Genomic DNA, 17,851 nt, shown 5'->3' with positions numbered 1-17,851 from the left:
GGCGCGCCCGAATGTACAGATATACTACAGGGCAGGAACGAGAGTGTGATGAGCTTGGACGAGATTTCAATAAAGCCACATGATGCCTTAGCGGCCTATTTGGCGGCTGATATGGAGGCGGTGAATGTGCTCATTCGTGAGCGCATGGCGTCTGAACATGCCCCGCGCATCCCTGAAGTTACCGCGCATCTGGTCGAAGCAGGCGGCAAGCGTTTGCGCCCGATGTTGACCCTCGCGGCGGCGCATTTGTGTGGCTACGATGGCCCCTATCACGTGCATTTGGCAGCGACGGTAGAGTTTATTCACACCGCCACATTGCTCCATGATGATGTGGTTGATGAAAGCGGTCAGCGTCGCGGACGTCCGACTGCCAATCTGTTATGGGACAACAAGTCCTCTGTTCTTGTTGGCGATTATCTCTTTTCGCGTTCATTCCAGTTGATGGTAGAAACGGGTTCTTTGCGTGTGCTCGACATTCTTGCCAACGCTTCGGCAACGATTGCGGAGGGCGAAGTGTTGCAGCTTACCGCTTCGCAAGATCTTGCCACGACAGAAGCGATCTATCTGCAAGTCGTACGCGGCAAAACTGCTGCGCTCTTCTCGGCCGCGACGGAGGTTGGCGGTGTGATTGCAGGTGAAGATGATGCGCAAGTGCAGGCGTTATTTGATTATGGTGATGCCCTCGGCATTGCGTTCCAGATCGTAGACGATTTGCTCGATGTGTCAGGTGATCCGAACGCGATTGGCAAGAATGTAGGCGATGATTTTCGCGAGAAGAAATTAACCTTACCCCTGATCAAGGCTATTGCCAAAGCCGACGCCGAAGAGCGCGCTTTTTGGGTACGCACGATCGAGAAAGGTCGCCAGGAAAACGGCGATCTGGAACATGCGATTGCGCTTTTGCACAAGCATGGTGCATTGGAAGACACACGGCTCGAAGCGCTCGCATGGGCTGACAAAGCCGTCGCTGCGATAGACCAACTGCCAGAGCATCCAGTGCGCGATATGCTACGCGAAATTGCGGGTTACGTCGTGGCGCGCATTAACTAAAGTTAGTCGCGACCACCCACCAGTCTGGATGTTTCCCTCGAATGGTTTTCGCCAGCTCTTTCGTCGAATCCGCGTTTTCGCAAAGTCCAAAGCACGTCGCGCCAGAACCTGACATGCGTGCAAAAAGAGCAGGTTCCAACGCATCAAGCGCGTCTTGGATAGTTGGCTCGATGCTGATCGCTGGGGCTTGCAAGTCGTTACGCTGCTCTGCGCACCACTTGGCGAAAACGCCTACATCCGCGCATTCAGGAACAACGCCCATCGGCGCATTCTCTTTTTGGGTCAATGCTTTAAATACTGGTGGCGTCTCGACAGCGACGCGCGGGTTTACCAAAACTGCTGGCAGCTCGGGCAATGGCGGCACAACTGACAATTCGTCTCCAACACCACGCATCCGCAAGGCCATTGGCGAAAGACACACAGGCACATCCGCGCCAAGGCGTACCACATCCTCCGGCAAAGGAAGGTCCCACAATTCAGCCAAAGCCAGTAGCGTCGCCGCTGCATCCGCAGAGCCGCCACCAATACCCGCCGCATGGGGTAGGTGTTTACTTAGGTTAATGGCCGCGCCTTTGTCAGCACCAAACAATCGCGCGGCTTGCAGTACCAAATTGCGCTCGTCCGTCGGCACACCTGCCGCCAAAGGGCCATCTACACTGAGCGAGAGCGCATCCGCTTCGCGCATGTCAATGAAATCCCCGATATCCGCAAAACAGACCAAGCTGTCGAGCAGATGATACCCATCCGCCCGCTGACCTGTCACGTGAAGCGTTAAATTAACCTTTGCGCGTGCGGTGCGCCTGACACTATTAACCGTCATCTGCCAATCGGAGCGGCTTTGCACCTTCTTCTTCAAGCACTTGATCAAGACCGACTTCTAGCTTGCGCCGAATGCGATCTGGGTCCGCTTCTTGGCTAGCATCACCGTAATCCACGAACGAAAGTGCGCGTTTCCATTGGAATTCCGCCTCAAGAAAGCGCCCCACAGACCAATACACATCGCCCAAATGGTCGTTCACAATGGGATCAATCGGCATCAATTCTGTCGCGCGTTCCATCGGTGCGACCGCTTCTTCATAGCGACCTAAACGAAACAAAACCCAACCCAAGCTATCGACGATATACCCACTGTCAGGACGTGCCGCGACGGCGCGCTCGATCATATTTAGCGCTTCATCCAGCTTGACTTGCTTCTCAACCAAGGAATATCCAAGGTAGTTCAAAACTTGCGGCTGCTCCGGGTTCAACTCTAACGCTTTGCGAAAATCCGCTTCCGAATTTTCCCAGTTATCAAGCCGCTCGTAAGAAATCCCGCGCGCGTAATAGATGAACCATTGTCCGCGGCTTTCTTCGTCATACTGCTCTAGCGCGGTATCATACGCTTTGATCGCATCCTCAAAACGCTCCATCTGGCGCAACGCATCGCCGAGCGACGAATGCACGAGCGCCAATTCACCATGGGTTTGCGCGAGACTTTCGAGCACCTCGATCGCGGCGTCCGGTTTCCCACTACGCCGCAACGCTTCTGCGCGCCCCAGCTCTGCCGCATGAAACGCGGGATCATCACGACCAACTTTCTTGTAAGTTTCCGTCGCCAACTCGAACCGTTCCATCTGCTCGAGCAAACCAGCGGACAGCAAGGTCGCATCACTGTGCATTGGGTTCAAATATTCAGCGACGCGCGTATAAAGAAGCGTGTAATCTTCGCTCGCCTCGTTACGCAACGCACTGCCCACGGTGAAAAAGACCTCTGCCATGCCATCGCGCGCAGTCTTGATCTGGCTAAATTCAACAGTCTTGCCATCACTCAGGCTCGCGCGAATAGACTTGAGTAGCGGGTCAAGGTCAGGGCCAAACGAGTCGTCGAGAAGTTTCAAAGCATCCTCAGTCCGCCCCAATTGACTGAGCACTTCAATATGCGCAATCGCACCGCGACGGGTTTGACGCAACGCACCTGACTCAGGTTTGGAAAAGATCTCATCCGCCCCTTCAAAATCGCCAACCATCGCAAGAGCGAACGCTTTGTGGTAAAGTGCAAAGCCTTGCAGCCCGCGCTCTTCGCCAATCTTTTCAAAGTTCTCAAGCGCAGTTGTTACTTCGCCAATGCCGACTTGCGCCCAAGCACGCAAAAGTCCGTCCACCAAAGGTCCAACACCTTGGTTATCAAGAATCCGTCCAAGCACATCAGCGTAATTCTCTTCCTGTGCGCGCTGTGCGAGCAAGGCCATTTGCGCAACTTGGCTGCTTTGGCCGTTGGCGAGCAAAGTGCCACCAACGATCGCCGCGCGTTCGATGTCACCAAGGGCGAGCAACGCAAAGCTGGCGTTTTCCAATATTTCAGGGTTTGAAGGATCACGCGCTAGAGCCTGAGTATAATAGCGCGCCGCAGCATCGTAATCGCCTGTCACCGCAGCAGAACGCGCCGCGAGATAAGGCCCCGCAGGCTCAGCTACCAGCGGAATTCCAGTGACGGCAAGAACCGCTGCAAAACTTATCTGCCGTAAGACGCGAATGGGCACGTGTGATGCTCCTTTATGTGTACTGCTTTACAAGAAGCTAGGGCGTCGATGCGGGTAAAGCAATGATCGCACGTCTCAACAACACAAAGAGTCGTTCAAGTTTTTGCGATTTCTTTCGAGCGCGACACGCAGAGCGATAAAAAAGAAGCGGTGCAAACGAGTGCACCGCTCCATGTACGTTTTGAAAAGGGAATTTTAGTTAACTGCAATCAGTTGGGTTAGGATGCCGATTGCCTCACTCACGAGATCATTTATCATTGCAACTCGGCTCTCTTCGAAGTCAAACTGCGTATATCGTTAAGATTCTTCGTGAAATCAGCAGAAAAGCAAATACACGATGCGTGAAAATACAAGTCAAAACAGCAGAGACAGGCGCATTGCCGTTTTCGCCATCGCGATTTTTGTCTGTGTTTTCCTAGGTCCATTCGACACGGGTGATGATTTATCCTTCTGGGATCGTGTGGTCTTTTGGACTGTTGCGATCAGCACTGTCGGCATTTTTATGGAAATTTGCATCCTTGCCGCAATCGAAAGCAAATGGCTCACAAGGGTTCCAATGCTGTTTACCATCGTGATTGGTTCTGCGCTCGGCAGTGTGCCCGGCACCTCATTTGTTATAGCGCTTAACAAGGTCTTCCGCCCCGAACATTTAGAAGGCGCGCTATTTCCTATGCTGTGGTTTCAAGTCACCGTTATGGGCATACTGATCGCGGGACTGGAGCTTTTGATCAATTCTCGCTCGCAAACTGCGCGACAAGAAACGCAGGATAGTAATTCAGTAAAAAGCGACGAAAAGACCCCAAGCTTATTGACCCCTCGATTGTTACAACGCTTACCCACGCGTTTACGCGAAGGGCAAATCATCTCAATGTCGATGCAGGATCACTACGTCGAGGTTACGACAACTAAAGGAAGTGAGATGATCCTGATGCGCCTAAGCGATGCGATTGATCTGCTCGATGGAATCGAAGGCGTGCAGACCCACCGATCTCACTGGGCTGCACGCGCGCATGCAAGTAGTCTGTCGCGTGTTGATCGCCGTCACCAACTGGCTCTCAAAGATGGGCGTTCTGTTCCCGTAAGCAACAGCTACAGGGCAAACGTCGAGCAAATGCTCAACGAAAAAGGGCAGACCTAAGCCTGCCCTCCGCGTCATTTCAAAGCGTCGATATTACATATTCGGGTAGTTCGGACCGTCCCCACCCTGAGGCGTGACCCAAGTGATATTCTGGCTCGGATCTTTGATATCACATGTTTTACAGTGAACGCAGTTCTGGAAGTTGATCACAAAATTATCGTCAACAACCTCGTAAACGCCGGCGGGGCAATAGCGCTGCGCTGGCTCTGCGTAATGCGGCATGTTCACCGCCATCGGCACCATTTTGTCAGTCAGCTGCAAATGCGCTGGCTGGCTTTCTTCATGATTGGTGAAGCTGAACGCCACATTCGTGAGGCGATCAAAGCTAAGCGTGCCATCAGGCTTGGGATACTCAATCGGCTGATGTGCCGCCGCTTTACCCGTTGCGTCCGCATCATTTTTGCCGTGCTTTAAAGTGCCCAAAAGCGAGAAGCCAAGCGTGTTGGTCCACATGTCAAACCCGCCAACTGCAAGCGATGCGACAAGCCCGTATTTGCTCCAAAGTGGCTTTACGTTGCGCACTTTCTTGAGGTCTTTGCCAATCTCGCCAGAGCGCACTTCGACCTCGTAGTCGTTCAGCTCATCGCCAGAACGATCCGCCTCAATCGCAGCAAACGCAGCTTCTGCAGCCGCGATGCCAGACAACATTGCGTTGTGATTGCCCTTGATGCGCGGCACGTTAACCATGCCTACAGAACAGCCAAGCAATGCAACGCCGGGTGCCACCATCTTCGGCATGGACTGATACCCGCCTTCAGAGATCGCGCGCGCTCCGTAGGCCACACGTTTGCCGCCTTTCAAAAGGTCCGCGATCATCGGGTGATGTTTGAAGCGTTGGAATTCCATATAGGGGAACAGATGCGGGTTTTCGTAGTTCAAATGCACCACGAAACCAACGTAAACCTGATTGTTATCAAGATGATATATGAACGAACCACCGCCAGCATTGCTGCCCAAAGGCCAACCCATCGTATGCGTGACAGATCCTTCTTTGTGCTTGGCGGGATCAATTTCCCAAATCTCTTTCATGCCAAGGCCAAATTTCTGCGGCTCTTTCCCTTTCGAGAGATCGTATTTCGCAATCACTTCTTTGCTAAGCGATCCTCGCACACCTTCGCTGAGGAAAACGTATTTACCATGAAGCTCCATGCCTGGCTCCGAATTCGGCCCAAGCGTGCCATCAGCCTCTAGCCCAAACACGCCAGCCACGGCGCCTTTGACTTCGCCATTGTCGCCGTAAACCAGCTCGGAACAAGCCATGCCCGGGAAGATTTCAACGCCAAGCTCTTCGGCCTGCTCTGCCATCCAGCGACACACATTGCCCATGGAAACGATGTAATTGCCGTGGTTGTTCATCAAAGGTGGCATCGGGAAATTCGGAATGCGGATCTGACCCGCCTCGCCCAACGCATAAAAATTGTCGTCCTTTACAGGCACGTTCAACGGCGCGCCCTTTTCTTTCCAATCAGGAATAAGCTTGTTCAAACCAACCGGATCAAGCACTGCGCCAGACAAGATATGCGCGCCCACTTCAGAGCCCTTTTCCAGCACAACAACCTGCAAATCAGCATCCAGTTGCTTCAGACGGATCGCCGCAGACAGGCCCGCGGGCCCCGCGCCCACGATCACTACGTCATATTCCATCGCTTCGCGTTCGATTTCACACATGATGGCTCCTCTCGTGAGCAAGAAATTATGTTGCGCCGATGGGTATCAAGGCATGCCTAATGTGGTCAATCGCAACGATACGTAAATCGTGGTGTTTCAGCAGAAAAACCTACGCATTCGCGCGAATATGCTTATATGGCGATCATCACTTGCATTTGCCCACCAGCTCAGGGCAATCTGAGTGCTGAAAATAGACAAGAGTGCAGCGCCGGTTTGTCCGGCGTTTTTGTATAAATAGCTGTGCTACACAAGCACGTTAGATGACGACGGGGTCGCCCATGGAAAAGATACCGATGACCAAAGCAGGCCATACGGCTGTTGAGGTTGAACTCAAGAACCTCAAGACCGTGGAACGCCCTGCGATTATCGCAGCAATTGCTGAAGCACGCGAGTATGGCGATCTGTCAGAAAACGCCGAGTACCATTCCGCGCGCGAAAAACACAGTTTCATCGAGGGCCGAGTCAAGCAACTTGAAGGCGTTCTTTCCTTGGCCACCGTGATTGATCCGGCGACACTGAGCGGAACCATTAAGTTTGGCGCGACCATAACTCTGGTTGATGAAGACACCGATGAAGAAAAAACGTGGCAGATCGTTGGCGAACATGAAGCCAACATCGAAGACGGCTTGCTCAATATCAAATCCCCTATCGCGCGCGCTTTGATTGGCAAGGACGAAGGTGATAGTGTTGAGGTGCGCACGCCTGGTGGCGGCAAATCTTACGAAGTGCTTAAAGTCGAATATATTTAGACCGTGGTTTTTCCACAGGCGAAGAGCGAAAGAAGTGAGCATGGCTGACGGCTCTGACGGTAAATCAACACCACTGGGCATCTATGATCGTCCGGGTAAATCCTCGATCACGGGGATCGAAATCATCGCGATCGCGCTGAGCCTTTTGTGGTTACTTGGTGCTGCGATTTTCTTCCTCACGCTTCCGAGCGAAGCCGCTGTCGAGGGTACTGGTGGCCTTCGTTTCTTGATGACAATGCTTGCAATCTTTATGCCGGTTGCAATGATCTGGGTCGCAGCGACGGCTGCCCGCTCGAGTCGTGTGATGCGTGAAGAAAGCCAGCGTTTACAAGCCGCTATTGATGGCATTCGACAAGCTTATGTGGCCCAAAGCCAAGGGCGCAATATGGCGGCGGAGCCCTCTGTAACTCGTAAACTTGATGAAATCGCCGCGGCTCAGCGCAAGACCGAAACGACGCTTGCGACCTTCTCAACGAAGCGCGACACGGCCCCCGTGCGCAAACCGGCTCCTGTAGAACCGGCTGCGGCGGACCCCTCCGAACAGGCCAGTCTGGCCCTTGGCACGCAAGCCGCTGAAATGGCACCGCCGCTCGAGCGTGACGTTTTGATCCGCGCGCTAAATTTCCCTGAGGATGCCAATGACAAAGCCGGCTTTGATGCTTTGCGCGATGCGTTAAAAGACAGAACCTCTGCGCAGTTGATTCAGGCAGCGCAAGATGTGCTGACACTGCTTAGCCAAGACGGTATTTACATGGATGACTTGCGCCCTGACGCCGCGCGCCCCGAAATTTGGCGGAGTTTCGCCGCTGGCGAACGTGGCCGTGCGATTGCGGCACTTGGCGGCATTCGGGATCGCTCTTCACTGGCTTTGTCCGCCGCTCGCATGAAGCAAGATACGATTTTCCGCGATGCAGCGCATCACTTCTTACGCCGTTTCGACAAGAGCTTTTCGGAGTTTGAAGAAATAGCGACAGACGCTGAAATTGCTGCGCTTTCCAGCACACGCACGGCCCGCGCCTTCATGCTGTTGGGTCGCGTTGCGGGGACGTTTGACTAGTGCTTTGGCAAGATGTGTGAGACAGGTTTTCGTGTTGTCATCGCAATCGCCCCTTTGATGCTTAAAACAAACCAAACGGCAAGTATCGCACCGGTGTTCCATGCTCGATCAATGCAGCGCCATCGGGCAATTCAACGAGACCTTCCGCCCAGCTTAAACTACTGATCCGCCCTGATCCCTCGGACTTAAAGACCTCAACATGACCGTCTCGAACCCTTGCTCGCAAAAACTCGCGTCGTCCAGCCCTTTTACGCTTTTCAAAGGCAGCGGGCAGCAAAAAGCATTGTGGTTCTGACCATCCGGCACCTGAAAGAATATTCAAAGCAGGGCGCGCAAAAACTAACGTGCACACGAGTGCCGCCACAGGGTTTCCTGGCAAGCCAAAAACCGGAACTGTGTTCCACATTCCCAGCGCCAAGGGCCGCCCAGGTTTCAAAGCAATCCGCCACAACGCGAGCGAGCCGGTCTCTTCCAAAAGGGCCGACATGTGATCTTCATCCCCCGCAGACGCACCGCCAGATGTTATAATGGCGTCGCACTGAGCAGCACCCCCATCCAACATTGCACCTAGCGTTGCTCTGTCATCAGGTGCCCGACCAAGATCGACCGCTTCAAACCCCCAATCGCGCAATTGCGCCAAAAGCATTGGGCGGTTTGCATCATAAATCTGCCCATCCTGCGCGGGCTGACCTGTTTCAACCAGCTCATCGCCAGTCGAAAGGACACCAACGCGCAATGGCGCGTAGATGCTAACCTGCGAAACGCCCACCGCACTCAACAATGCGGCATCGGCTGGCGTCATCCGCCGCCCCGCACGCAGAACAGTTTCACCAGCGCCCACATCTTCACCCGCGCGACGCGTGTTGCTACCTGCTTTGACCGGTCCGTTAAAAGCAATGCGCAGGCCATCACTGCGCACATCTTCCTGCAAAATCACCGTATCAACGCCATCCGGCAATGCAGCACCCGTCAAAATGCGAATGACGAAACCGTTTGGCACGCGACCATCAAAGCGCAAACCAGCTGCTGCACGTCCTTTTACCAAAGGCAACTCAAATGGCCCTTCGCCAGACAAACTTTTGGATGCAAACCCATATCCATCCACAGCTGTATTGGGTAGCGGCGGGTTAGAGCGTTGCGCGATCACATCCTTTGCTAGGATTTTGTTCACGGCACTCTGCACCGAGACAGTTATCGTCGGCACCACAGGTTTCAAACGCGCGCGAAGCATCCCCAACGCTTCATCCACAGGTGTCCAATCTACGCCCATTGGCAAGGTAAAACAGTCATTTGACAACTTTGGCGGCGCTAGATGCACCGCCGCGCGTTGCAGTTCATCTGAGTGCCCAGCACCAAGGATCGCGCCCTCAATAGGCGACGTGAGATCCATCATTCCAGCAAGTTCAATAGCCGGCATAGACGCCAAAGCCTTCGACAACAGCCGAACCTGTGCTGCATCTCTTATTTCACCACTTTTCTCTGCCTCCTTAACCACAGGCCCCAGCAGAGATGGCCAAATCTCTGCCAAAACAATCGGCGCGTCCGCCGCTTCAAATGGCCATACCGCCAATTCCTTGCCGAATCGTTCACGCAGGCGATGCAAAACGGGTAATCCCATCAAAACTTGTGCGCCAACAGCGCCCGCGCCCGCAAGCTGCCAGCACGTGAACAACCCTTTTTCATCCTGCTCACACTGACGCTTTTCAGGCAAACCATGCAAAGAATACTCAGACTTATTTCGTCGCAACCCTGCTATATCACGCTTCAAAGGATTGCCCCAAAACGGACCAGTCCCTCCGAAAAATTCGTTAACTTCAGCAGCAACGTCAAAGCGATTATTCTCGCCGTTCTCATCATCTTTGATCCGCACGGCGAGCCATTCCCAGACACCGAACGGATCATCCGAACCGCTTAGAGCGCGTGCAAAACCAGTGGGATAGGCAAAGGGAAAATCAAAACTCGCAAGCACCCGATGACCCTTGGCGCGCTCCGCGATCAAACGAGCGATTAACCATGCTTCGGCCTCTACGCGCGAACGCAAATAAAGCGGCGGTTCGACAGAAGTGGAGCTCGCAACACCGATCCAGATCGCGTCCTTCTTCGGCGTCGGCCCCGATGCTTTGCCAGAGGCCCAATCGACAACGATGACCGTATCAAACGTCATACCAGCCGCTCCGCCAAACCCACATCACTCAACACAAAATCGGCAATCAAAGCCGTCGCATTCAGATCAAACACAGGGCGACCCACATCCAACGCGCAATCCGCTGCAAAGGCGCGCACAGTCGCATCCGCGATCAACGGGTTGCCCGTTTCCTGGCGATGCGCCTCTATTTTGGGATGCTTGTCGCGCTTGTACCCTTCCACCAACACCAGATCGACGGGCGCAAGTTTGCCCAGCAATTCTTCAAGCGTTGGCTCATCTTCATCGCTCAATTCATGCATCAAAGCGAAACGATTGCGCGAAGCCAGCAGCACCTCTCTCGCACCCGCCGCGCGGTGACGGTAGCTGTCCTTGCCCACGTGATCCACATCGAAACTATGGTGGGCATGTTTGACCGTGGACACTGAATACCCACGCGACGAAATTTCGCTCACCAAACGCTCCATAAGACCGGTCTTACCCGCGTTTTTCCAACCGACAACGCCGTAAATCTTCATAATAATCCCTCGGCGTGCGCCAAATCTTCAGGGGTGTTCACGTTAAAAAACGGATCAAACGGTTCGGCTTCAAACATCGCTTCGCGCCCACCATGCTGATCGCTCCAGAGCACGACTTTACGCAAGCCACCCTCCAGCGCACGGCGTAGATCATCGCGAAGTGCAACAGGCCAAAGCCCAAACGTTGGATGTCGATTGCGCCCACGCTCGCTATCCAGCGTAGCTGCCAGAACCAAGGGATGCACCATGCCATCCGCGGCCATCATCAATCGCGGCACCAGATCGCATGGAAAAAACGGTGTGTCCGCCGCCGCCGTCACAATCGTCTCAGCACCTTGTTCATGAGCCCAATCCAGCCCTGCCAGCACACCTGCCAAAGGTCCGACAAATCCCGCGACACTATCTGCCACCACGGGCAGACCCGTATCAACGAACCGCGCAACATCGCCGTTTGCGCTCAAAGCAAGCGCCGCGACTTGCGGCTCCAACCGTGCAATCACATGGCTGAGCAAACTGCGCCCGCCTAGCATCAGCCGCCCCTTATCACCACCGCCCATACGCCGCGCTTGCCCGCCTGCAAGGATCACACCAAGAGGTTGTTTCATGTCGCGTTCTGTCCTTGCTCAAACATTTTGCTCACTTGCGTATAGATTTGGTGCATCGCCGCTTTGCTTTCAAACGCGCTCAGCGGCAGGATCAAAACGATGCCCGAAATTGCAAAACTGATACAGCGCTTCCCGATAAGTATTTCTTCGACGTCGCGCCACCCTGTGCGCCACGTGCTGGCTTGCGTGTTCACGCACAGCCCTTTTTCATCAAATCTCATCTGCCCGGCGTGGCCAAATTTGGACCTTGCCACCATCTTAGCCAATCTGCGATAGGCAGATTGATTAAGGTACCAACCCAGGAAAAATCCGGGCAAGCTCGCAATCAGCAACCAATGCGCGCCATCGGGAAGTTTATCAAACACCAGCGTGGCAGTGGTAACATAGATGGCAACACAGCCGAATGGGATCAGAACAAAAAGCTCCAAGTAAAGCCCAAGCAAAATCAACCTTCCGCCACCGCGATAAACCCGCTGCCCGCCCAGCAACATGCCTTCATAGGCGCTCTTTGGATCCAGTTCGAAATCGAAGCTTACGGTGTTTGTGTTGTCAGCGTCCATCAAACCAACCACGTACTGCCTCGATGATTTTTTCACTTCCTCTTGTCTGTTCCGGCAAGCGGTGCGGCAAATCGCTAAGGTCATCTTTTATAACTGTCATGCGCTGCCCTTCCGACCTGATTTCTTCGGCTCATCCTTGATTTGCGCTAGATCAGCGTCCCACGTTATCCGCTCCGCACCCGCCAGACATTGAAACCGCTTGCCGCGCATACGTCCGATCAAGGTCAGCCCGACTTGCTGTGCCAACTCGACCCCCCAAGCGGTAAAACCGGAGCGTGACACCAGCGCAGGGATCCCCATGTGTGCACATTTGATCACCATCTCAGACGTCAATCGCCCTGTCGTGTAAAGGATCTTATCAGCGCTACTCGCTTGTTCTTGCATCATCCAACCTGCGATCTTGTCGACGGCATTATGACGCCCCACATCTTCCATATAGACCAACGGCTGATCGCCTTTACAAAGCACCGTGCCATGGATCGCCCCGGCATTCAGATAAAGCGAGGGCGTCGTATTGATCTTGCGCGCTAGTTCATAAAGCCAAGAGGTGCGCAATTCCGCCTGAGGCAAAATAACCCCCTCAAGCCCCTCCATCATATCGCCAAACACAGTCCCAACCGCACAGCCCGATGTGCGCGTCTTCTTCTTCAACTTTTCTTCATGATTGGTCGGCCCGTCGGTGCGCACGACAACAACCTCAAGCTCGGCGTCGTACTCAATCCGCGTGATCGCACCGGCACCCTCAAGCATCCCTTGATTGCGCAAAAAGCCTAGCGCGAGATACTCGGGATAATCCCCGATCGTCATCGCCGTCACGATTTCCTGCGCATTGAGATAAATCGTCAAAGGCCGTTCTTCGATCACATCCTGCGCAACCTCAGCGCCTGTCTGATCAAAGCCTACGACACGACGCGTCAGCCTTGTGTGGCTCGGGTCAGGCGCAATGATATATCCACTCTGTTCGTCCAACGTCCGCTCCTTGGCGCTCAAGATTGCAAAACTGCGCTTTGCAAGATAGCTGCATTTGCACAGCCTCAATGTAAAGGTAGCCCATGGCATCCACTAGCGTCAAATCAGCCTATCACGCGGGCATTCGCGACGGCGCACCTTTTATGTTGGTGATTGCACCCTTCGCCATGCTTTTCGGCGTGCTCGCGACGGAAGCGGGGCTAAGTGTCTTCGAAACGCTCTCCTTTTCCGTGGTTGTCATCGCGGGGGCCGCTCAATTCACCGCGCTGCAACTGATGGCGGAAGAGGCACCGACCCTTGTCGTGCTTGCTTCCGCACTTGCGGTTAACCTGCGCATGGCGATGTATTCGGCGTCCCTCACGCCCCACATTGGTGGCGCTCCTTTGTTGCAACGCGCCATCGCCGCATATTTTACGGTTGATCAAAGCTACGCGGTCTCGGTCACAAAATACGAGGCGGCACCGGATATGTCGCCGCAAGAAAAGATCGCCTATTTCTTTGGAACCGTCACGCCCGTTTGCCCCCTTTGGTGGATATTCACGCTCATTGGCGCACTGGTTGGCGAAGCAATTCCAGCCTCTTTCGCGCTCGATTTCGCAGTGCCCATCACATTTCTCGCCATCGTCGCTCCCGCCTTGCGCACCCGCGCGCATATTGGTGCCGCGATCACCGCTGCTTTCCTGTCGCTTTTACTGTTTTCTGTGCCTTTTAACCTTGGCATTTTGCTCGCAGGCATGGGCGGCATGATGGTCGGCGCGCGCATCGAAGCCATGACAGAGGAGGCCACATCATGATCGATAAAACAGAACTCTGGATCGTTATCATCGGCCTTGGCATCGGCAGCTTTGCGCTGCGGTTTGCTTTTACGGGCCTTGTAGGCGACCGCCAACTCCCAATATGGCTCATGCGGCACTTGCGATACACAGCGGTCGGTATTCTACCTGCAATCATCGCCCCCGCCGTCCTTTGGCCCGCGGCCACCAACGGCGATTTCGACATCCCGCGTGTATCCGCAGCCATCATCACTCTGACACTCGGTCTCATCTGGAAAAACGTCGTCGGCTCGATCATCGGCGGCGGCGCTACGCTCTATATACTACAATTCTTACTCAGCTAACCACCAAGCTTAACGCCCCTATTCCTCTCTTTCCAAATATCCCGGGGGTCTGGGGGCTGGCCCCCAGTTTAACCTTCGTTTGGGGGCTGGCCGCCAACTTTAATCAAGCCACCAAAGTCTCAGCGTTCTTCAAATCAACAGACACCAACTGGCTCACACCCTGCTCAGCCATTGTAACGCCAAACAAACGATCCATCCGCGCCATCGTGACTGCGTGGTGGGTTATGATCAAGAACCGCGTATCGGTGCGACGACACATCTCGTCAAGCAGATCACAAAAACGCGTCACGTTTGCATCGTCCAAAGGCGCGTCCACCTCGTCGAGCACACAAATGGGCGCAGGGTTCGCCAAGAACACCGCGAAAATCAGCGCCATCGCCGTCAATGTTTGCTCGCCACCGGACAACAGCGACAGCGTCGACAACTTTTTACCGGGCGGTTGGCACATGATCTCCAAGCCAGCTTCAAGCGGATCGTCACTTTCAACCAGCACCAAATTTGCCTCACCGCCGCCAAACAAATGCGTAAACAAAAGCGAGAAATTGCTGTTCACTTGCTCAAACGCCGTCAAAAGCCGCTCGCGCCCTTCGCGGTTCAAGCTCGCAATGCCGCCGCGCAAAGTCTTGATTGCCTCTTCCAGATCAGCCTTTTCACTCACCAAAGTGTCATGCTCGACCTGTACTTCCACAGAATCTTCCTCAGCGCGCAGATTCACCGCGCCCAAAGCATCGCGCTGACGTTTCAAGCGGTTCACATCCGCTTCAATCGCACCGGAGGCTGGCATCTTCTCCACATCAATTTGCAAACTTTCGAGCAAGTCCGCAGGCGACGTCTCCATCTCTTCCGAAATACGCTCCGCTGCATAAGCCACCGTCTCACGAGCTGCATCTGATCGTGCTTCCGAGCGCGCACGCGCCTCACGCGCTTCGGACGCTGCACGCTCCGCATCACGCTCTGCCTGTACAGCTTCACGCAACGCGCTCTCTGCCTGTGCCAAAGCATCGCCCGCTTTATTGCGGCGACCTTCCGCATCAGCGATCGCATCCGTCAATTCTTCGCGCTTGGCGGTAATCTCTGCAGGTGCCGCGCTTGCATCCTTCAACTCAACTTCGGAATTTACCTTGCGCTCCGCCAATTCAGCGATCCGCTTTTCAGCCGTCTCCAAACGATGCCGCCAACCGCTGACTTCCTTGGTCACTTCTTGTGAACGCTTGATCCGCGCATCCCCTTCGCGGCGCAATTCGTCATGCTGAGAACGCCGCGCCATCATCGTCATGCGCGACGCTTCGACGGTCATCTTGACGTCTTCAACACCTGCGCGCGCCTCTTCCAAATCGCCAAGCTGCGCGACAGCCGTTTCCGCCTCTTGCACCTGTTTGCGCGCGGCCATCGCATCTTCTTCGTGGCGCGTGACAGCCAGACCAAGGCTCTCGAGCTTACCTTCCGCTAAATTGCGATCCGCTTCCGCGCGGCTCAGCGCGCGCGCAGCGTCATTTACCAAACGATCCGCTTCTTTACGTGCATCGCGCGCATCACGATCTGCACGCGTCAACTCTGCTAAACGATTGGTCAAACTCTCGTGCGCCCGCTGCGCCGCCTCAACCCGCGTTGTCGCGCGCTCCATTTCCTGCTTCAAGACCTCAAGACGGTTGAGCTGCTCCAAGCGCAAAGCAGCAGCCGAGGGCGCATCCTCCGCCCAAGCGCGATAACCGTCCCAACGCCATAAATCCCCTTCAAGCGAAACAAGCCGTTGGCCCGGCTTTAAAGACGCTTGTAAACGCTGCCCGTCATCCGCATCGACCAGGCCAATCTGGCTCGCGCGGCGTTCTAAAACATCAGGCACAGACACATGCCGTGCCAACGACGTCACACCTTCCGGCAAAGGTTGGCGATCCTCATAACTTGGCAAAATGCGCCAGCCAGACGGTCCATCGCTCTCTACCTCAGGCGCACGCAAATCATCGGCCAACGCAGCACCCAGCGCTTTTTCAAACCCTTGCTCAACCTGCAAGCGATCTAAAATCTGACCGCCCTCAGCCGTGTCGCGATCCAACAGTTTCGCGAGCGCCGTAACCTCAGCGCGCAGCGCATTCGCCTCGCCTTCCGCCTCGGATCGTTCCGCGCGCGCGTCTGCCTCAAGCGATTGCGTTTCCGTTCGCGCCAGTTCCGCCGCCGTCAAAGCCGCATCCGCGCGTTCCGCCGTTGCAATCGCTTGGCTCTCTTTACCAGCAGCCGTTTGCATATCTGTCTCGGCCTGCGCCAACGCTGCGCGACTGCCTTCAACCGCCTCGCGCGCGCGCGCAGCGTCACCTTCACTGCGCTCAAGCATCTTACGACTGTCCGTCAAAACGCGGTATGCCGACTGATGGCGCGCCGCCAAACGTGCGACATCTTCTGTGCGTTCGGACAGGTCCGCTTCACGCTCTTGCAAGATCGCCGCAGCAGAGCGCGATTCCGCGGCCGCCGCTTCCAAGCGATCCTCTTGACCCTCAGACGCCTTTGCAAGTTCGCGCGCTTCCCACTCCAAACGCTCAATCGTCTCGCCCGCGTCGCGGTTCAACGCACCTTCGCGCTCGATATCCTTATCGAGCTGAATAATCCGGTTTTGCAGCGTCTCAATCGTTTGCAGCGCGCGGCTTTCTTGATCATTGAGCGTATCACGTTGCACGATCAGCCGCTGCAAAACAGCCGCAGCAATCGCTTCTTCTTCACGCAAAGGCGGCAAAAACCCTTCGCTTTCCAAACGTAATTTCGCAGCCAAACGCGCGGCACTTTCCGCCTGCGACGCCGCTGTGGTGCGCCCGCGCAACTCTTCCTCAGCACTCAAACGCGCGTCATCCGCCTCGCGCCAGCGACGGTATAAAAGCATCCCCTCAGCCTGACGCAACTCATCGCCAATCGCACGGTAACGCGCCGCTTGACGGGCTTGCCGTGCAAGCTGACTTAACTGAGACGCCAACTGCTCGATCACATCATCAACGCGCGCAAGATTGGTTTCCGCGCCTTTCAGCTTTAATTCCGCCTCATGACGACGCTGATAAAGTCCAGAAATTCCTGCCGCCTCTTCTAAAATACGACGACGGTTCTTCGGCTTGGCGTTGATCAACTCTGCAATTTGACCTTGGCGCACCAACGCAGGCGAATGCGCCCCCGTCGAGGCATCGGCGAACAACATCTGCACATCTCGTGCGCGCACGTCTTTGCCGTTGGTCTTATACGCACTGCCCACATCGCGCGTGATCCGTCTAACAACATCAAGAGTATCCAAATCGTTAAACCCCGCCGGCGCGAGCCGCTCGGAGTTATCAATCTGCAAGCTCACTTCCGCAAAGTTGCGCGCAGGTCGCGTCGCCGCCCCTGCAAAGATCACGTCTTCCATACCACCACCACGCATCGCCGTGGGGCGGTTTTCGCCCATCACCCAACGCAGTGCTTCAAGCAGATTGGATTTACCGCAGCCATTGGGCCCAACAACCCCCGTCAAACCGTCAGCAATAATCAGGTCCGTGGGATCCACGAAACTCTTGAAGCCTTGCAATTTGAGTTTGGAAAAGCGCACGTTCGCTGCTCTCACAGTTGATTCTTCGGTAATTGACTGTGATCAGCGTCATTGAATGAGTCAACGCAAGCAGGCCCTATCTGGGCGAACTAAGCGAGTTATCCACAAGATATTGCGTTAAACCTGTGACTTTCACCAGATTAACCACTTCGTATTACCGACGCGCTATGTCGCTATCGACCTTGACGGCCAAGCTGAT

General features: G+C 54.9%; 15 protein-coding genes. 6 read left to right on the top strand and 9 right to left on the bottom strand.

Annotated elements, in window-relative coordinates; all coding sequences use genetic code 11:
* Positions 1 to 48 precede the first annotated feature (48 nt).
* Positions 49 to 1,050, top strand: coding sequence for a polyprenyl synthetase family protein (locus PFRI_RS09275; protein ID WP_072630421.1), 1,002 nt, complete (start codon positions 49 to 51; stop codon positions 1,048 to 1,050).
* On the opposite strand, the gene PFRI_RS09270 is transcribed toward PFRI_RS09275, so the two are convergent.
* Positions 1,043 to 1,870: a 4-(cytidine 5'-diphospho)-2-C-methyl-D-erythritol kinase gene (locus tag PFRI_RS09270; protein WP_072630420.1), complete on the bottom strand. Its 828-nt coding sequence runs from the start codon at positions 1,868 to 1,870 to the stop codon at positions 1,043 to 1,045. The genes PFRI_RS09275 and PFRI_RS09270 overlap by 8 nt on opposite strands.
* Positions 1,860 to 3,569, bottom strand: coding sequence for a tetratricopeptide repeat protein (locus PFRI_RS09265; RefSeq protein WP_072630419.1), 1,710 nt, complete (start codon positions 3,567 to 3,569; stop codon positions 1,860 to 1,862). The genes PFRI_RS09270 and PFRI_RS09265 overlap by 11 nt, the downstream gene beginning before the upstream one ends.
* Positions 3,570 to 3,906: 337 nt before the next feature.
* On the opposite strand from PFRI_RS09265, the gene PFRI_RS09260 reads away from it, so the two are divergent.
* On the top strand, positions 3,907 to 4,707 hold the full coding sequence (locus PFRI_RS09260) for a LytTR family DNA-binding domain-containing protein (RefSeq protein WP_072630418.1): 801 nt from the start codon (positions 3,907 to 3,909) through the stop codon (positions 4,705 to 4,707).
* Positions 4,708 to 4,740: 33 nt separating this feature from the next.
* Here PFRI_RS09260 and PFRI_RS09255 read toward each other — a convergent pair whose 3' ends face one another.
* A complete protein-coding gene (locus PFRI_RS09255) occupies positions 4,741 to 6,375 on the bottom strand; it encodes an electron transfer flavoprotein-ubiquinone oxidoreductase (protein ID WP_072630417.1) in 1,635 nt (544 codons plus the stop codon).
* Between the two features lie 278 nt (positions 6,376 to 6,653).
* On the opposite strand from PFRI_RS09255, the gene greA reads away from it, so the two are divergent.
* A complete protein-coding gene (gene greA, locus PFRI_RS09250) occupies positions 6,654 to 7,124 on the top strand; it encodes a transcription elongation factor GreA (RefSeq protein ID WP_072630456.1) in 471 nt (156 codons plus the stop codon).
* 40 nt (positions 7,125 to 7,164) lie between these two features.
* The gene (locus PFRI_RS09245; protein ID WP_072630416.1) at positions 7,165 to 8,181 is read left to right on the top strand and encodes a hypothetical protein; all 1,017 of its coding nucleotides are present in this window, start codon (positions 7,165 to 7,167) and stop codon (positions 8,179 to 8,181) included.
* Positions 8,182 to 8,242: 61 nt separating this feature from the next.
* Here the strand turns inward: PFRI_RS09245 and PFRI_RS09240 are convergent, their stop codons facing one another.
* The 5 genes from PFRI_RS09240 to PFRI_RS09220 form a co-directional block, all read right to left on the bottom strand.
* On the bottom strand, positions 8,243 to 10,345 hold the full coding sequence (locus PFRI_RS09240) for a molybdopterin-binding protein (protein ID WP_072630415.1): 2,103 nt from the start codon (positions 10,343 to 10,345) through the stop codon (positions 8,243 to 8,245).
* Positions 10,342 to 10,842, bottom strand: a complete 501-nt coding sequence (gene mobB / locus PFRI_RS09235; RefSeq protein WP_072630414.1) for a molybdopterin-guanine dinucleotide biosynthesis protein B — start codon at positions 10,840 to 10,842, stop codon at positions 10,342 to 10,344. Before mobB ends, PFRI_RS09240 begins: the two co-directional genes overlap by 4 nt.
* A complete protein-coding gene (gene mobA / locus PFRI_RS09230) occupies positions 10,839 to 11,447 on the bottom strand; it encodes a molybdenum cofactor guanylyltransferase MobA (RefSeq protein ID WP_072630413.1) in 609 nt (202 codons plus the stop codon). Before mobA ends, mobB begins: the two co-directional genes overlap by 4 nt.
* Positions 11,444 to 12,007 carry a hypothetical protein gene (locus tag PFRI_RS09225; RefSeq protein WP_170124824.1) on the bottom strand — a complete coding sequence of 188 codons (564 nt, stop codon included), beginning with the start codon at positions 12,005 to 12,007 and terminating at the stop codon, positions 11,444 to 11,446. The genes mobA and PFRI_RS09225 overlap by 4 nt, the downstream gene beginning before the upstream one ends.
* Before the next feature lie 96 nt (positions 12,008 to 12,103).
* Positions 12,104 to 12,976, bottom strand: coding sequence for a formate dehydrogenase accessory sulfurtransferase FdhD (locus PFRI_RS09220; protein ID WP_072630455.1), 873 nt, complete (start codon positions 12,974 to 12,976; stop codon positions 12,104 to 12,106).
* Between the two features lie 83 nt (positions 12,977 to 13,059).
* Between PFRI_RS09220 and PFRI_RS09215 the strand changes: the two genes are divergently transcribed.
* Complete coding sequence (locus tag PFRI_RS09215) at positions 13,060 to 13,770, top strand: AzlC family ABC transporter permease (RefSeq protein ID WP_072630411.1); 711 nt, start codon at positions 13,060 to 13,062, stop codon at positions 13,768 to 13,770.
* Positions 13,767 to 14,093, top strand: a complete 327-nt coding sequence (locus PFRI_RS09210; protein ID WP_072630410.1) for a branched-chain amino acid transport AzlD family protein — start codon at positions 13,767 to 13,769, stop codon at positions 14,091 to 14,093. The genes PFRI_RS09215 and PFRI_RS09210 overlap by 4 nt, the downstream gene beginning before the upstream one ends.
* Before the next feature lie 103 nt (positions 14,094 to 14,196).
* On the opposite strand, the gene smc is transcribed toward PFRI_RS09210, so the two are convergent.
* Positions 14,197 to 17,652 (bottom strand): chromosome segregation protein SMC, encoded by a 3,456-nt coding sequence (gene smc / locus PFRI_RS09205; RefSeq protein WP_072630409.1) that lies wholly within the window; start codon positions 17,650 to 17,652, stop codon positions 14,197 to 14,199.
* Positions 17,653 to 17,851: the final 199 nt, after the last annotated feature.

Source organism: Planktotalea frisia (assembly GCF_001890925.1).
Lineage (GTDB): Bacteria > Pseudomonadota > Alphaproteobacteria > Rhodobacterales > Rhodobacteraceae > Planktotalea > Planktotalea frisia.
Note: the sequence above shows the minus strand (reverse complement) of the source record. Positions and strands in the feature narration are given on the sequence as shown.

Excerpts from the sequence above, each read along its gene's own strand:
- PFRI_RS09255 (WP_072630417.1), bottom strand. The coding sequence starts at position 6,375 with ATGTGTGAAATCGAACGCGAAGCGATGGAATATGACGTAGTGATCGTG.
- mobB (WP_072630414.1), bottom strand. The coding sequence starts at position 10,842 with ATGAAGATTTACGGCGTTGTCGGTTGGAAAAACGCGGGTAAGACCGGT.
- PFRI_RS09215 (WP_072630411.1), top strand. The coding sequence starts at position 13,060 with ATGGCATCCACTAGCGTCAAATCAGCCTATCACGCGGGCATTCGCGAC.
- PFRI_RS09270 (WP_072630420.1), bottom strand. The coding sequence starts at position 1,870 with ATGACGGTTAATAGTGTCAGGCGCACCGCACGCGCAAAGGTTAATTTA.
- PFRI_RS09275 (WP_072630421.1), top strand. The coding sequence starts at position 49 with ATGAGCTTGGACGAGATTTCAATAAAGCCACATGATGCCTTAGCGGCC.
- PFRI_RS09260 (WP_072630418.1), top strand. The coding sequence starts at position 3,907 with ATGCGTGAAAATACAAGTCAAAACAGCAGAGACAGGCGCATTGCCGTT.
- PFRI_RS09245 (WP_072630416.1), top strand. The coding sequence starts at position 7,165 with ATGGCTGACGGCTCTGACGGTAAATCAACACCACTGGGCATCTATGAT.
- greA (WP_072630456.1), top strand. The coding sequence starts at position 6,654 with ATGGAAAAGATACCGATGACCAAAGCAGGCCATACGGCTGTTGAGGTT.
- PFRI_RS09240 (WP_072630415.1), bottom strand. The coding sequence starts at position 10,345 with ATGACGTTTGATACGGTCATCGTTGTCGATTGGGCCTCTGGCAAAGCA.
- PFRI_RS09225 (WP_170124824.1), bottom strand. The coding sequence starts at position 12,007 with ATGGACGCTGACAACACAAACACCGTAAGCTTCGATTTCGAACTGGAT.
- PFRI_RS09210 (WP_072630410.1), top strand. The coding sequence starts at position 13,767 with ATGATCGATAAAACAGAACTCTGGATCGTTATCATCGGCCTTGGCATC.
- mobA (WP_072630413.1), bottom strand. The coding sequence starts at position 11,447 with ATGAAACAACCTCTTGGTGTGATCCTTGCAGGCGGGCAAGCGCGGCGT.